At 43.5% G+C, this 14,914-nt stretch carries 16 protein-coding genes; 3 read left to right on the plus strand and 13 right to left on the minus strand.

Annotated elements, in window-relative coordinates; translation table 11 throughout:
* Positions 1-56: 56 nt before the first annotated feature.
* Both DD657_RS08860 and DD657_RS08865 read right to left on the minus strand, forming a co-directional pair.
* Positions 57-1,244, minus strand: a complete 1,188-nt coding sequence (locus DD657_RS08860; RefSeq protein ID WP_021986703.1) for a retropepsin-like aspartic protease — start codon at positions 1,242-1,244, stop codon at positions 57-59.
* 11 nt (positions 1,245-1,255) lie between these two features.
* Positions 1,256-2,779: a hypothetical protein gene (locus tag DD657_RS08865; protein WP_287049612.1), complete on the minus strand. Its 1,524-nt coding sequence runs from the start codon at positions 2,777-2,779 to the stop codon at positions 1,256-1,258.
* A 332-nt stretch (positions 2,780-3,111) separates the two neighbouring features.
* Between DD657_RS08865 and DD657_RS08870 the strand changes: the two genes are divergently transcribed.
* From DD657_RS08870 to DD657_RS08880, 3 genes are read left to right on the plus strand one after another with little or no spacing between them, the layout of a single operon-like run.
* Complete coding sequence (locus DD657_RS08870; RefSeq protein ID WP_021986700.1) at positions 3,112-3,399, plus strand: YtxH domain-containing protein; 288 nt, start codon at positions 3,112-3,114, stop codon at positions 3,397-3,399.
* Positions 3,400-3,434: 35 nt separating this feature from the next.
* Positions 3,435-3,869 carry a phage holin family protein gene (locus DD657_RS08875; protein ID WP_068688622.1) on the plus strand — a complete coding sequence of 145 codons (435 nt, stop codon included), beginning with the start codon at positions 3,435-3,437 and terminating at the stop codon, positions 3,867-3,869.
* Positions 3,817-4,167, plus strand: a complete 351-nt coding sequence (locus tag DD657_RS08880; RefSeq protein WP_068688621.1) for a hypothetical protein — start codon at positions 3,817-3,819, stop codon at positions 4,165-4,167. Before DD657_RS08875 ends, DD657_RS08880 begins: the two co-directional genes overlap by 53 nt.
* A 1-nt stretch (position 4,168) precedes the next feature.
* Here DD657_RS08880 and DD657_RS08885 read toward each other — a convergent pair whose 3' ends face one another.
* From DD657_RS08885 to DD657_RS08935, 11 genes are all read right to left on the minus strand, one after another.
* Entirely contained in the window at positions 4,169-5,590 is a 1,422-nt protein-coding gene (locus DD657_RS08885; RefSeq protein WP_021986697.1) for an NADH-quinone oxidoreductase subunit N, read from the minus strand.
* Positions 5,591-5,600: 10 nt separating this feature from the next.
* The gene (locus DD657_RS08890) at positions 5,601-7,094 is read right to left on the minus strand and encodes a complex I subunit 4 family protein (protein ID WP_287049613.1); all 1,494 of its coding nucleotides are present in this window, start codon (positions 7,092-7,094) and stop codon (positions 5,601-5,603) included.
* A gap of 34 nt (positions 7,095-7,128) precedes the next feature.
* Complete coding sequence (gene nuoL / locus DD657_RS08895) at positions 7,129-9,024, minus strand: NADH-quinone oxidoreductase subunit L (RefSeq protein WP_287049615.1); 1,896 nt, start codon at positions 9,022-9,024, stop codon at positions 7,129-7,131.
* A 51-nt stretch (positions 9,025-9,075) separates the two neighbouring features.
* Positions 9,076-9,384 carry an NADH-quinone oxidoreductase subunit NuoK gene (gene nuoK, locus DD657_RS08900; RefSeq protein WP_021986694.1) on the minus strand — a complete coding sequence of 103 codons (309 nt, stop codon included), beginning with the start codon at positions 9,382-9,384 and terminating at the stop codon, positions 9,076-9,078.
* A 16-nt stretch (positions 9,385-9,400) separates the two neighbouring features.
* On the minus strand, positions 9,401-9,904 hold the full coding sequence (locus DD657_RS08905; protein ID WP_021986693.1) for an NADH-quinone oxidoreductase subunit J family protein: 504 nt from the start codon (positions 9,902-9,904) through the stop codon (positions 9,401-9,403).
* A gap of 11 nt (positions 9,905-9,915) precedes the next feature.
* Entirely contained in the window at positions 9,916-10,392 is a 477-nt protein-coding gene (locus DD657_RS08910) for a 4Fe-4S binding protein (protein WP_021986692.1), read from the minus strand.
* Between the two features lie 21 nt (positions 10,393-10,413).
* Positions 10,414-11,490 carry an NADH-quinone oxidoreductase subunit NuoH gene (gene nuoH / locus DD657_RS08915; RefSeq protein WP_021986691.1) on the minus strand — a complete coding sequence of 359 codons (1,077 nt, stop codon included), beginning with the start codon at positions 11,488-11,490 and terminating at the stop codon, positions 10,414-10,416.
* Between the two features lie 86 nt (positions 11,491-11,576).
* Positions 11,577-13,199 carry an NADH-quinone oxidoreductase subunit D gene (locus DD657_RS08920; RefSeq protein WP_021986690.1) on the minus strand — a complete coding sequence of 541 codons (1,623 nt, stop codon included), beginning with the start codon at positions 13,197-13,199 and terminating at the stop codon, positions 11,577-11,579.
* Positions 13,200-13,274: 75 nt separating this feature from the next.
* Positions 13,275-13,829, minus strand: coding sequence for an NADH-quinone oxidoreductase subunit B (locus tag DD657_RS08925; protein WP_068688614.1), 555 nt, complete (start codon positions 13,827-13,829; stop codon positions 13,275-13,277).
* Positions 13,820-14,170, minus strand: coding sequence for an NADH-quinone oxidoreductase subunit A (locus tag DD657_RS08930; protein WP_021986688.1), 351 nt, complete (start codon positions 14,168-14,170; stop codon positions 13,820-13,822). Before DD657_RS08930 ends, DD657_RS08925 begins: the two co-directional genes overlap by 10 nt.
* 80 nt (positions 14,171-14,250) lie before the next feature.
* Positions 14,251-14,610: a hypothetical protein gene (locus DD657_RS08935; RefSeq protein ID WP_021986687.1), complete on the minus strand. Its 360-nt coding sequence runs from the start codon at positions 14,608-14,610 to the stop codon at positions 14,251-14,253.
* Positions 14,611-14,914 lie beyond the last annotated feature (304 nt).

The raw sequence follows: 14,914 nt of genomic DNA on the forward strand, positions 1-14,914 counted from the left end.
GTCCGTCCCGGTGTGTAATTTTCTTTATGCCCATTTTGCAATTTAAAATCTAATATTCAAATTGCCCGGATTACGACTGTTTTCTCCTCTCCCGAAGCCGTCCGGATCAACAAATCCATCTGGTCAGCATCCTCGTCGGATACGAGACTCTCGATAAGCAACTGGCACGGATCTTTTTCTGTTATTTTTATCCCGTTTACTTCTAAAATCTCATCTCCAATAGCGACCTCTTTAAAATCTCCCCATATCAAACCGATCACCAATTTATCCCCCATAAAAGTCGGCATAACTTCCCAAATTTTCTCCGGTTTGACTTCGATTTCACCTTCCGTAAAAGGCATAAAATAAAAGCGGGAACGGGAATAATCGATAACAACCCGTCCGTAATCCAACAATCCAAGTCCCATCCGGGAATTATCATTATTCATCGTTTCCGTAGATACATTTTTGAAAACCGATGTACCGACACCGAAATAAGGCACCCCTAACAATAGTTTATCCATCTTCGGAGCATTTCCCCACAACCCCACACTATTGCTCCCGTGGCCGACTTCCTTTATTCGAAACACTCCTGAATCCGCAGCAATAAATTGGTTGTAGTTCCGTTCTGAAATCTGCAAAAACCCCCCGTCTCCGGTATCGAATAATAATTCCAATACCATATTTTCAGCCACTTTTACAGGTATAATAGGACTGCTTTGCTGGCTACGGTGTAACATTTTGATCCCTCTTTGTTTAGGCATATCAAGCCGCTTCAGCCGGTCCGTCAGAATAATTTTCTGCTCATCATCCCGGAATTCAACCACCGATTTCCAACAAATATTACTTCCGATAAAACCATCAACCCCAAAACATACGGCAAAAATCGAATGATCCGATAGGATACCGGCCGGAACTCCATGAAAGCTCGTACCTCCGATCTTGATTTTATCCACCCGGATAATTTTCGCCGTATCCACTTGATTATATGCATCATACAAAGGCATACTCTGAATTACCTTACATCCCAGCTCTTTAGCCAGACTCTCCGTCAGCAGCACCGTCGCTCCGGTATCCCATATAAAACGCCTTGGCTTTCCCCCGATTTCAACCGTTACGATAATCTTCCCTCCCACCTTTTCGTACGGTATTTCTTCGTAATATCTTTTTTGCTCGGGTTTTCCCTGTGTAAAACTGAAAACATCTTGTGCCATCCCGGTATACATACACAAGCACAACGCCAACAATACGGAATATCTCAACATAACAAAGTTTATTACTGCCCCAGATCCGGTTTATATACGACAGGCAATCCCGAATTCCCGGATTCTTCATCTTTTTTATAACGATATACACATTTTTGCGGAGAAGAGGAAGCATAGCGGAACCGGTCCTGTATGGCTTCCGTTTCTCCCAAATTCCACTCTTCAATTGCAGCATTCATCTCATCGATACGTGCATTGCATTCAAAAACATCCTCGAGTAAAACAGCCGGCCCGTTCTGTAGCCTTGCAATATCCTGATCCGAACCGTACACACCCGTCGCCAATACATAAGTTGCCCTAACCAAGCCCCCCGTCTGCCCCACAATTCCGTAAACATATTCTCCGCCGACAACGTCGCCGACACTGTAACAGGCATAGAACACCCCATTCACACAATCCCCGGACAATCCGCCGACCGAACGGTTTGCCTGAATATCTCCGGTATTGTAACAAGCGATATAGATCGTGCCGCCGTCACCGCATATACCACCGACCATTTTATCTCCGTATATTTGTCCCCGGTTCGAACAACCGATAAAATAAGCATTATTATTACCGCTCGTACCCAGTATACCCCCTACCTGTATTCCTTTCCCGGCAACCACGCCTTCATTCGAGCAATGCAGCATTTTCCCACCGCCAAAACCAAAAATTCCTCCTACAGCCGCTTTTTCTCCGAATACGGTATCCCGGTTTATGCAATTTTCAAGCAAATAAGTGGACGTCCCGCATATCCCGCCGACTGTCGCATATCCTTCTATCCTTCCGTCATTGTCGCAGTCTGTAATGACAGCTTCATTCACCCCACAAATTCCACCGGCATTATTGGAACAAAAAATCATAGCATCATTAACACAGTTTCTTATCAAATTGAAATTCCGTCCGCACATCCCACCGGCCCCGGATTCCCGCCCCCATATCCATCCCTCATTCCGGCAATTCCGGATTTCTCCCCGGTTTTCTCCGCATATCCCACCCACAAAATAACTTCCGTTCACCCGCGCTTTATTCACACAGTTTTCTATCAACCCGAAGTTATACACACCAAACGTGCCGATATGCAAATCCCTTTTCTTGGTTATCACTCCGCTTTCTATCGTCAGATTCTTTACCTCTCCATAACTATCCTGGGCACCAATACAATAGAAAAGTCCGCCTTCCGGAAAGTTTCCGTTATACAATCCGGCTATCCGGTGTCCTCCCCCATCAAAACGGCCTTTCCAAGGCCTCCCTGTTGCATAACCGATAGGCATCCAGACATTCAACTCCTTATCCTCCGGCATAAAAGTTCCATTCCGTTCAAACTTCACCCCCGGATTTAAATCAATATCTGTTGTCAGCAAATAATTTTTTTGCAAATCGCCCTCCGGAGAAGCGAGCCAGGCCAATTGAGCTGCACTCTCAATCAAAACCGGATCGGCGTTCAAATCCGGTTGTTCAATCCGCTTTCCATCCCAATCCGTCTTTCCTGCATTACACCCATACAACAACCATATGAACAAAACAGATACATAAACATTCAAACTTATCTTCATAATACAATATTTAAAATTGTAGACTTACGATTTTAGATTAAAAAATCCGATAACGAATCAATTTGCCGGGCAACTTAAAATTTACAATTCACCTACATCTGATTTTCTAAAATCCGGTTTGGTATTTTTTTCAAAAATAAGCAATTTTATCACATTGTTCCTTCTGAAAAGAAAAAATATCGCCGGCCTCAACCCTTCCAAAACAATAATTATTACCGTCTACCCGGCAATACCTACCTCCACAGATTGTAAAATATAAAATAGTATTAAAACCTGAACTTTTATCGCCTTAGTATCGTTGATAGGATACATAACTTAAAAACAACAATATCATGAAAAGCGAAAATTCACATTTAATTGCAGGGATGATCTTTGGGGCCCTTATCGGAGCATGTTCCACTTATTTTATCATCAAAAATCAAGATAAGATCAAGAGGGAATTCGAACACGCCCGTGATAAAGTAAAAGATTTTAGTCACAGAGCAAAAGAAAGAGCCGAAGAATTTACAGAAAGAGCTGAAGAAAAAATGAATGAATTCGGGAAAAACGTATCAGAAAAGGCCAATAAAGCAGCCGGCGCCGCTGACGACAAAAGTCAGCGTCTAAACAACCCGGCTTAACTCGATATTTGATCTTTATTTTTCGACCTCAAGGCATGAGACAAGAACCCGAAGAAATCCTGAATCAATTCAAAGAACGGCTACTCTCCTATATCGGAGTGAAAGTCGAACTCTTTAAATTGGATGCTTACGAAAGGATTGCAAAAATCATTGCAATCCTTTCACACAGTCTTATTTTGATGTTGTTATCCCTTTTCCTCATATTGTTTCTCTTTTTCACACTGGCTTTTTTCTTAGGAGAATTATTCAACAGAACCTACATCGGTTTTTTCATTGTCGCGTGTATCTACCTCCTGTTGTTTATTATCGCCTACCGCATGAAAAAGAGGATTCAAACCGGCATTATGAACATGATTATCGGAGCCATACAAGAAAAAGAAGAAGAAGACAATGACGAAACACACGACCTATCCGGCAATGAACAACCGACCGCAACAAATAACACCACTGCAACAACTGATCGCAGATAAGCGTTCGCTCCGGCGCAGACTCCGGGAAGAGGAGCAGGAACTGGACGAAGGCTGGCAACTCGTCCGGGACAATGCCGGACGTTTGATCCTGACCGGACTCAGCCGGCTGTTTTTTCCCCGCCGGAAAAATACATCCTCTGCCTCTTCTCAGGAAAACAGAGCCGGTTTTTGGCAAAATATAACGGACAATCTCCCTTATTACCTGAATATGACCCGCGAAGGGTTGTCGATAGCCTGGCTATTTATTAAACCTTTGTATAAGAGATGGCAAACACATCACAACAAGAGGGAGGAATAGCTTACATCCCTGAAGTCAACAGATAAATACGATCGTATACCACACTCAATACGCCCAGCAATAAAATACCGGCAGTACAAATCACCAGGCTTAGCCGGGTATAATTATCCGAACGGAACGTATTTATAGGATTTTCGTTCAGATTAATAAACATTGCTTTTACGATCAACAAATAGTAATACAGGGATATGATCGTATTGATTAACGCCAACAATACCAGCAAATAAAAACCTTCCCGGGCCGCCGACATAAAAATGAAAAACTTACTGAAAAATCCGGCAAAAGGCGGAATACCAGCCAAAGAAAACAATGCCAGCATCATAATGATACTCAACCGGGGATTGGTTTTATACAAGCCGTTATAATCATCCATCCGGACCTTACCGCTCCGTTGCTCAATAATAGCGATTACACCGAAAACAGCCAGGTTTGAAAATAAATACACCAATATGTAAAATACCAGGGAAGTCATTCCCTGTGCCGTTCCGCCGATTACACCGAGCATCAGGTAACCGGCCTGGGAAATGGAAGAAAACGCCATAAAGCGTTTTAAATTATGCTGACGTATGGCAAATAAATTGGCTACCGTTATCGTCAGAATAATAATCCCGTACAATAACATCTGCCATTGGTCCAGAATCGGTGTAAACACCTTCATCAAAATCGTCATTAATACAAAAGCCGCAGAACCTTTGGAAATAACCGATAAATAGGAAGTAACAGCCGTAGGTGCCCCCTCATAAACATCTGCTGTCCACAAATGGAACGGGACCAATGAAATCTTAAATCCCATCCCGACAAAAAAGAATGCAAAAGCCATCAACTGTATCGGACTGCCTGTAATTCCGGCCGGAATATCTTCAAAATACATTGTACCGGCAGTTCCATATAAAAGGGAAATACCATACAACATCAAACCCGAAGCAAACACGGCCGACAAAATGTACTTGGCTCCGGCTTCAGCCGAATTATGACGGTATTTATCAAAAGCGGCCAAAGCAGCCATCGGTACGGAAGCCGTCTCCAATCCAATAAAAAACAACAGGAAATTCCCGGAAGAAATCATAAAATACATTCCCAACAGAGTCGTCAGCGTCAAAAAATAAAATTCCCCCTGTTTGATTACCGTATCTTCCCGATTCAGCCAATTCCGGGCCTGCATAAAAATAATCAATGTCCCGACACTCAAAATCGTCTTCATAACCGACATGATCGGTGAACTGATATACATTCCGCCAAAAGCACGGGCATCAGGCATGGGCACGACATTGACGACAATATGTATTCCCAACAGCAAACACGCTATCAGGTGAAAATAACTCCTTCCTTTGCCGGCAGCAAACAAATCGAATACCAACAAAACGACCATCACTACAATCAGTGATATCTCTTCCCTTAAATATAACAAATTCGCGAAATTCATAAGCTCAATTCTATAATCCCAATTTTCCAATCACCGGCAATACACTTCCGTTTATCATATCCGAAATCCATAAAGGAGCCAGTCCAATACCGGCTACTGCAATAATCAGACATATCACAGCAAAACGCTCGTCCCAGGTAGCATCTTTCAGCGTCAGATGAACAGGATTTACAACGCTTCCATACAACAATTTTCCAACCACGCGCAAGATATACACTGCTGTTATCACGATAGAAGTAGCAGCAATGATCGTCATAACCCGATGAAATACATCTGCATGTTCGAAAGACCCTACAAAAACAGTCATCTCCGCCACAAAACCGCTCAATCCGGGCAACCCCAGAGAAGCCAAACCCGCAATCACATAACATACTCCCAGAAACGGCACAATCCGCATCAATCCCCCCATTTCCGTAATCATACGGGTATGGGTACGGGAATAGATCATTCCGATCAAAGCAAAAAACAAGGCTGTCATCAACCCATGCGATAACATTTGCAATACAGCCCCCGTTATCGCTGTCTGATTCAGCATCAGTATAGCAAACAACACCAAGCCGCAATGGCTCACCGACGAATAAGCATTGATGTATTTCAGATCTTTCTGCACAATTGCACTATAAGCCCCGTATACCACACTGATACCGGTCAGAATAATAAATATCCAGGATAATTCTTTAGCAGCCTCCGGCATCAGATAAATTGCTACCCGAAAACAACCGTATCCGCCTAATTTCATCAATACGCCCGCGTGTAACATAGACACAGCCGTAGGCGCCGAAGCATGTCCGTCAGGAGACCAGGTATGGAAGGGAAACAAAGCCCCTAAAACACCGAAACCGACAAATGTCAATGGAAAAAACAAACGTTGTGCAGCTTCCGGGATATGATAGCCCGCAATTTCCAGTAAATTCATCGTATAAGTGCCACCGGCCGGTGCAGAGTGGAAATAGATACCTAAAATACCGACCAGCAAAAAGGCAGACCCGCCCATTAACATCAGCGTCAGTTTCATCGCTGCATATTCCTTCCGTCCGCTTCCCCATACGCCGATCAGCAAGTACATCGGGATCAATGCCACTTCATAAAACATAAACATCGTAAACAAATCGACGGATATAAAGAAGCCGAATACGCCTGTCGACAGCAGACAAAACCACATAAAATATTCTTTTTGCAGCATATTCATCCGCCAGGAAGCAAAAGTCCCCGTAAACACAATGATAGCCGACAACAACAACATCGCCACCGAAATACCGTCGACACCCACTGCATAATGAATATTCAACGGTGCAAACCAAACCATATCCGCCTGAAACAACATTTCAGCCGTATTACCGTTTGTCCGCTCTCCCAAATACATAATAACCGTCGTTACAGCCAGCCCCAGTAACAAAGATGCCCCCGTCGCCATAACCGTCCGGATCTGCTTCAGATTGGCAGCCACCAGCAACCCCAACATCATGGCTACCGGTATCCCAACAAACAATGATAAAAAATTCATCGTATTTTATTTTATTGTTTTCTTATGAATAATCTTATAATACCAAAACAAGTACCATGATCAGGGTACCCAGTAAAAAGACAAAAGCATACTGCTGTACTTGTCCGGACTGAAAAGTCCGTATACTGAAAGCTACCTGCTGCGTAACATAGGCCATCAGATTCATCGTACCGTCTATGATATGTCGGTCAAACCAAGCTATTCCCCTGGAAACTCCGGCGAAAATAATCCGTTTCGTGATAAACAGATAAACTTCATCCAGATAAAAACGGTGTGTAGCGGCACGGTAAAACCAACCGAAATCCGTTGCCAGCCGTCCCGGTATGGCAGATGTTCCTTTGCAATACAACCTCCTGGCCAATCCGATAGCGATACAGGCAATTAACACACTGACTAAAGCCACTTTCCAATCCAAATGTATAATATACCCGGCTCCGTTACTGCTGACAAATTTCCCGAACGGAATAAATCCGGCACAGAGGGTAACGACAGCCAAAAACATCAACGGTATCGTCATCGAAAAAGGTGCTTCATGAGGGGTATGCTCGCGTACCGCTTCTTTACCCCAAAATATATTGTAGTACAAACGAAACATATAGAAAGCAGTCAATCCGGCAACACCACTCATCCAGATTCCCATCCAACTGCTGTACATAAACGCAGCGGCCAATATTTCGTCTTTACTGAAAAATCCGGAAAACGGAGGAATACCTGAAATAGCCAGACAGGCAAACAAAAAGGTGATATGCGTCCACGGCATATACTTGCGCAGCCCTCCCATTGCCGACATTTCATTACTACCGATGGTATGTATGATAGCTCCGGCACAAAGGAAAAGCAAAGCCTTGAACATAGCATGGGTAAACAAATGAAACATACCGGCCATATATCCTAAACCGGCATGTCCGCCCATTCCACTTACCCCCAAAGCCACCATCATAAAGCCGATCTGTGAAATTGTAGAAAAGGCAAGTACCCGTTTGATATCCGTCTGTACACAGGCAACTACGGCAGCATACAGCGAAGTAAACGCCCCGACGACGGCTATTCCCTCTAAAACACCGGGTGCTTCCGTTACATACAAAGGAAACATACGGGCTACCAGATACACTCCGGCAACCACCATTGTCGCGGCGTGAATCAATGCAGAAACCGGGGTAGGACCTTCCATGGCATCCGGTAACCAGATATGCAGGGGAAACATAGCCGATTTTCCCGCACCTCCGATAAATATCAGAGCCAAGGCCCAAGCGACAACCGAACCACCCATAAAAGTAACCCCGGCAGCCGACGACAAAGAGGTACCCTGCATCAAATCGGCAAAATTAAATGTCTGGGAATAAAAGGAAAGCAGTAAAATTCCGATCAGAAATCCGAGATCGGCAAAACGGGTAACGATAAATGCTTTCTTAGAAGCAGCGACGGCGGCAGGCTTAGTGTAATAAAAGCCGATCAGTAAATAGGAAGACACACCAACCAATTCCCAGAAAATATACATCTGAAAAATATTCGTAGCCACGACCAGACCAAGCATCGAAAACGAGAACAGGGACAAGAAAGCGTAATAACGCTGAAAACCCCGTTCTCCCTTCATATACCCCAAACTATAGATATGCACCATCAGAGATACCGTCGTGATAACCACCAGCATCATCACTGATATCGGATCCAGTAAAATTCCCAGATCGATATGCAAATGCTCCGTAAAATGCAGCCATTCGACATTGAATACCGTCAGCGGTTGCCACACCCCATCTACCCGTCCACTACCGAAATACTGCCAGGCCGTCGCATAAGCCAATGCTGTAATAACCGCCAATCCCGTCGTTCCCAGTAATCCGGCCGTCGACGGTTTCATCCGTTGCCCGCATAGTCCCAGTATCAAAAACAAAAGCACCGGTACCAACAAAATCAATATTGTATAATCCATATTTTTCTCTTTTAACCGAAAAAACAAAACCGCTTACACGTCCACCTTCAATCAGTGCTTCATCTTATCCAATTTACCGACCTGAATATTCCGTATATTCCGGTAAATATTAATGATTATAGCAATAGCGACAGCCGTCTCCGCCGCCGAGATTCCGATGGCAAACAAAGTGAAAAAGAATCCCTCCGGCCGGCCGGCATATAAATAACGGTTGAATACGGCAAAATTGATATCCACAGAATTCAGTATCAACTCTATCGAAATCAATATCGCCAACAGATTTCTACGTGTAAAAAAACCGTATATTCCTGCAAAAAACATGATGGTACTCACCACCAGATAATACTCCATGTGTATCATACTACTCAACTTTAATTTATCCTCTTTTCCGGGCGATCATAATCCCACCGATCATACAGGCCAGCAACAACACGCTGATCGCCTCAAAAGGAAGCATATACTGATATTTTTCCGTGCCCAACAAGGCAAAGCCTATTTTCTTCATATCAATCTCACCCGGAACAAAATGAGTTTCCGGAAAAGTGTGACTCAACGTAATAAAAATACAGATCACAGCACCCGCCACCGCAGCAACCAAACCGGCAAACAACTTTCCTTTCGGCAAGCGTGTGGCCAGCTTATCCCCGTCAGGACTCGTCAATAAAATCGAAAACACGTACAATACGATAATCCCCCCGGCATATATCGTAAGTTGTACTGCACCCAAAAAGGAATAATTCAACTCAAAATAAATTCCTGCCGTAGCGAACAATACAAACAACAGATAGGTGGCCGATCTTAAAATACGCTGAGTCGTTACTGTCAATATCGAAAAAACGATGATGACTGCCGCCAGAATATAAAATACAACTACTTCCATAATCTTTTCATTTAAATTTTTTCCCGAGGAGTTACCTGCAGAACAGAACCTTCGTGATTCAGCCGGCGAACCAGCTTTTCCCGGGTAAACACAGCATTTTCGAACTCCGTTGTAAAATGCAGAGCCCCATGAGGACAATTCACGACACAAAGCTGACAAAAAAGACAACTTCCCAAATCATATTCATATACACGCAATACTTTCCGTTTCTTTCCCTCCTCATCCGTAACCATATCCGCATGTATATGAATCGTACCGTTCGGACAATTCATTTCACATATACCACAAGCCACACATTTGTGCTCATTCCGGTCGTTATGTATCAACTCCAAAGCTCCCCGGAAACGATCGTACATTTTCAATACCGAACGATTTTCCGGATAACATTCGGTTGTCTTTTTAGTAAAGAACTCCCGTAATGTCACCTTCATACCTGTCAGCAAAGACCAGATTCCTCCGAATAAACCGTTATAATAATTCGTTTTCATTTTAGTTTACAAACCTTTATTTTACCAATGCCATCCAAACACGACGACAAGCACCATCAAAAACATATTGACCAGATTGATCGGTAACAGATATTTCCATTCCAATGTCAGCAACTGGTCTATCCTCAACCGGGGAAAGGTCCATTTAAACCACATGATGATAAATATCAATACACCCGTTTTTCCAAAAAACCAACATATCGAAGGAATATAATCCATCACCCGGTTAAAACCTTCCCAACCTGCAATATGCAAAGGCATCCATCCACCGAGAAAAAGAGTAGCAGCCATGCCGGCAACGATAAACATATTCAGATATTCGGCCAGATAGAAAAAACCGAAATGCATACCGGAATACTCCGTATGGTAACCGGCTGTCAACTCGGAGTCGGCTTCCGGCAAATCGAAAGGCCCCCGGTTCGTCTCGGCCGTACCGGCAATCAGATAAATGACAAAAGCAATAAAAGCCGGAATATGCCCTTTGAATATAAACCAACCGTCTGCCTGATTCAAAACGATCTCCGATAATTGGGTCGTATCCGTAAAAACAATAATCGTCAATACCGACATTCCGATAGACAATTCGTAACTGATCATCTGCGCCCCACTACGCATAGCCCCGATCAATGAATACTTGTTGTTGCTCGACCAACCGGCCAGCAATATCCCGACAATCCCCATCGAAGACACAGCCATGACAAAAAAGGCCCCCACATTAAAATCGATAATTTCCACACCTTTGGCAAAAGGCAGGCAACTGAAAGCAATAACAGAGGCTATAATAACAATATAGGGAGCCAGATTAAACAGGAACCGATCGACATGATTGATCGTTATCAACTCTTTGGTCAACATTTTAATCATATCGGCAAAACTCTGGGTCAAACCACAAGGTCCTACCCGATTCGGCCCGAGACGACATTGAAAAAAGGCACATACTTTACGCTCCACATAAATCAGTACCAAAGCAATCACGGCATATCCGATCAGAATACATATTCCGATAATCAGGAATTCAACCGGTATCACCCATCCGTCCGGTAACAGCGAGCGCAATATCCGGTCTACCCACTCTGTTACAACTGAAAAATCAAACATACACTTATTTTTTAATTACTGCTTTCAACCTACAGGCCTTTTCACAACACGTTTCCTCATCACCTGTAAACCGAAAATCCAACCGATTATCTATCAATATCGGGAACCACATAATCCAATGATCCGCCGATGGCTATCAAATCCGCAATTTTATTTCCCGTCGCCAAAGTATCCACCACCGACACCAACGGTAAACCGGGAGAACGGAACTTCAAACGGTAAGGATACTTATCCCCGCGACTATCGATAAACACCCCGAATTCTCCCCGACTGGCTTCAACACTTGTAAAATAACTTCCTTCCGGCAATTTGACAATCGGTTTCATTTTTACGGCATAGTCTCCTGCCGGTATATTATCGATCAACTGCTCCAATATCCGCAACGACTGCGTAATCTCATCGAGACGTACCATATAACGTCCGAAAACATCTCCGTCTTCCCGGATCACTTCATCGAAATTCACCCGGTCATATACGCCATAAGGATGTATTTTCCTCACATCACAAGCCCATCCCGAAGCCCTTCCCGACGGTCCGGTCACTCCATACGAAACAGCCTGTTCCCTTGATAACACGCCGATACCTTTCATACGTTGCCGGGCAATCACATTGCCGGTAAAGATTTCATGGTATTCTTTCATAGCCGGCGGCAGATAACGCATAAAATCTTTCACTCCCCGTACAAAATTGGGATGTATATCTGCCATCACACCGCCGATTACATTGTAATTCATAATCAACCGTCCCCCACAAGTCTCTTCCAACAGATTCAAAATCTTTTCCCGATCCCGGAAACCATAGAAAAAAGCCGTCAAAGCCCCCAAATCCATACAGAAAGTGGACCAAAACAACAAGTGCGAAGCCACCCGGGTCAACTCATCCATAATCGTCCGAATATACTGCGCCCGTTCCGGTACTTCCACGCCCATCGCCTGTTCTATACAACGACACAAAGCATGACGGTTCTGATGGGCCGATAAATAATCCAAACGATCGGTCAAAGCCAGAGTCTGCGGATAAGTCATATTTTCACACATCTTCTCTATACCACGGTGAATATATCCGCAATTGACATCTACCTTTTTGACAATTTCTCCTTCCAACGATACCCGGAAACGCAATACCCCATGGGTAGCCGGATGCTGCGGACCGATATTTACCACATATTCGTTATTATCGAATACTATATTTTCCTTCTCTTCTACAACTCCCTCCTCCGTTATCTCCAGCACCGGAGTTTTGTCCAATGTCTCATCGCTTTCCAGATTGACCGGGTTAGCCGCTAAATTATAATCCTTACGCAACGGATAACCGATCCAGTCATTTCTCAAAAACAACCGACGCATATCCGGATGGTTGATAAAACGAATACCTAAAAAATCAAATACTTCCCGTTCATTCAGCACCGCTGTCGCCCACAAATCGGAAACCGTTAATAATTCGGGGTTCTCCCGTCCTACGGCAACCACTTTAACCATCAATTCCCAATTGTATACCGTCGAACGGAAATGATATACCACACCCAATTCTTCTCCCCAATCCATACCCGTCATACACAACAAATAGTCGAACTGCAACTCTTCATCATTCCGCAAATGCACGGCTAACAACCGAAAATCGCCGGGATTCACTTTGACAGTCAACACCTGCCCTTCTTCCCATTCGGCAAACGGAACCAATTTTATTATATAGTCTTTCAAATTCCCCATCCTTGTTTCATATTAAATAGAAGGACCGCTGATTTTCCCATAAAATAAACCGTTATGATTGGTCAAAATCAACACTTATTTTTTCTCTTTCCGGTTTACACCTCCGATAAATTTCTGTACCTTGATTTTACGTTGTAACTGCATCATACCGTACAACAAGGCTTCCGGCCTCGGCGGACAACCGGGGACATATACATCCACCGGCAGAATCGTATTTACGCCTTGTACCACATGATAGGACTTGCGGAAAGGCCCTCCGGAAATCGCACATCCCCCCATAGCGATCACGTATTTCGGCTCGGCCATCTGATCGTACAAACGCTTCAGCACCGGAGCCATCTTATGTACAATCGTTCCGGCTACAATAATGACATCTGCCTGACGGGGACTGGCCCGGGTCACCTCAAACCCGAAACGGGCAAAATCATAACGTGCCGCTCCCACAGCCATAAATTCGATACCACAACAGCTTGTGGCAAACGTAAGCGGCCATACCGAATTCGAACGTCCCCAATTGATAAGGTCGTCCAGACGTCCCACGACAACATTCGTCCCGGACGCCCGAAGCTGTTCCAGATATTCATTATCATTGAAATCTTCATATTTCATTGATTTTACCGTCACTTCCATTCCAACGCTCCTTTCTTCCAGGCATAAGCCAATCCTAAAATCAGCACCGCCATAAAAAATAAAATACAATACAAACCGTCTATCCCCGTCTCCTTGACAATTACCGCCCAGGGAAACAAATAGACCGTTTCCACATCAAACATTAAAAACAGAATAGCAAACAAATAGTACCCCACTTTAAACTGCATCCACGATTTTCCCCGCGTCGGAATACCACACTCATAGGCCTCTCCTTTTTGTCCGTTAAAAGAACGGGGAGAAATCAGCCGGGCTACGCCTAAAGCCACAGCCACCAATGCTATCGCTGTAATCAAAACGACTACTAACAACGTAAAATTCATAAATACAACTTTAAATCCGCTAATAAATATCGAATCAAGAAAATATCACAATCCCGGATACAACCGGACACAAGGATACACTAAACAATTATCCGGTGAAGTCCGAAAACAGAATAAATACCCAGTCGGGATAAACCGAAGTCACAAATATTGCCGATAACAGAAACTTTATCGGCACAACTACCTTTATCCATCGGCCGTATTCCGGACAAAATGAAAAAATATTTTTGATCAGAAGTGAAATGATCTAAATTAGAGGCAGGCTCTCCGGATTCGTTGTCGAAAAGATAATCCGAAGTTGTATAACATCCATTCGCATCAATACGATCGGTCGCAATCTTATTCCCACGATTCCGGCTTCGTTCACATACAGCCTTCTCCGTAGTAAAAAAGAGCAAGGACATCAGTACCAACAAACCATATACAATAAATTGCTTCATAAAAACGAATGACCCTGCAAATTTAAATTTTATTCATAAATAAAAAAATAAAATGCTGAAAACAATTTAAACAAAAGACTTCAAGGGAAGATTTGGAATTTTAAATTGTAGATTGTAGATTTTAAATTGAAAAATGGGGAGGGTGAAAATTATGGTGTGATTTACGATTTTTGATTGTTGATTTACGATTGGGGAGATTGGTGATTTGTAGAGGGGGTTAGAAGAGGTTGTTTATGATTTTAAATTGTAGATTCTAAATTTTAAATTGGAAAATGGGGAGGGTAAAAATTACACACTGGGACGG

The organism is Culturomica sp. (genome assembly GCF_003524185.1).
Lineage (GTDB): Bacteria > Bacteroidota > Bacteroidia > Bacteroidales > Marinifilaceae > Culturomica > Culturomica massiliensis.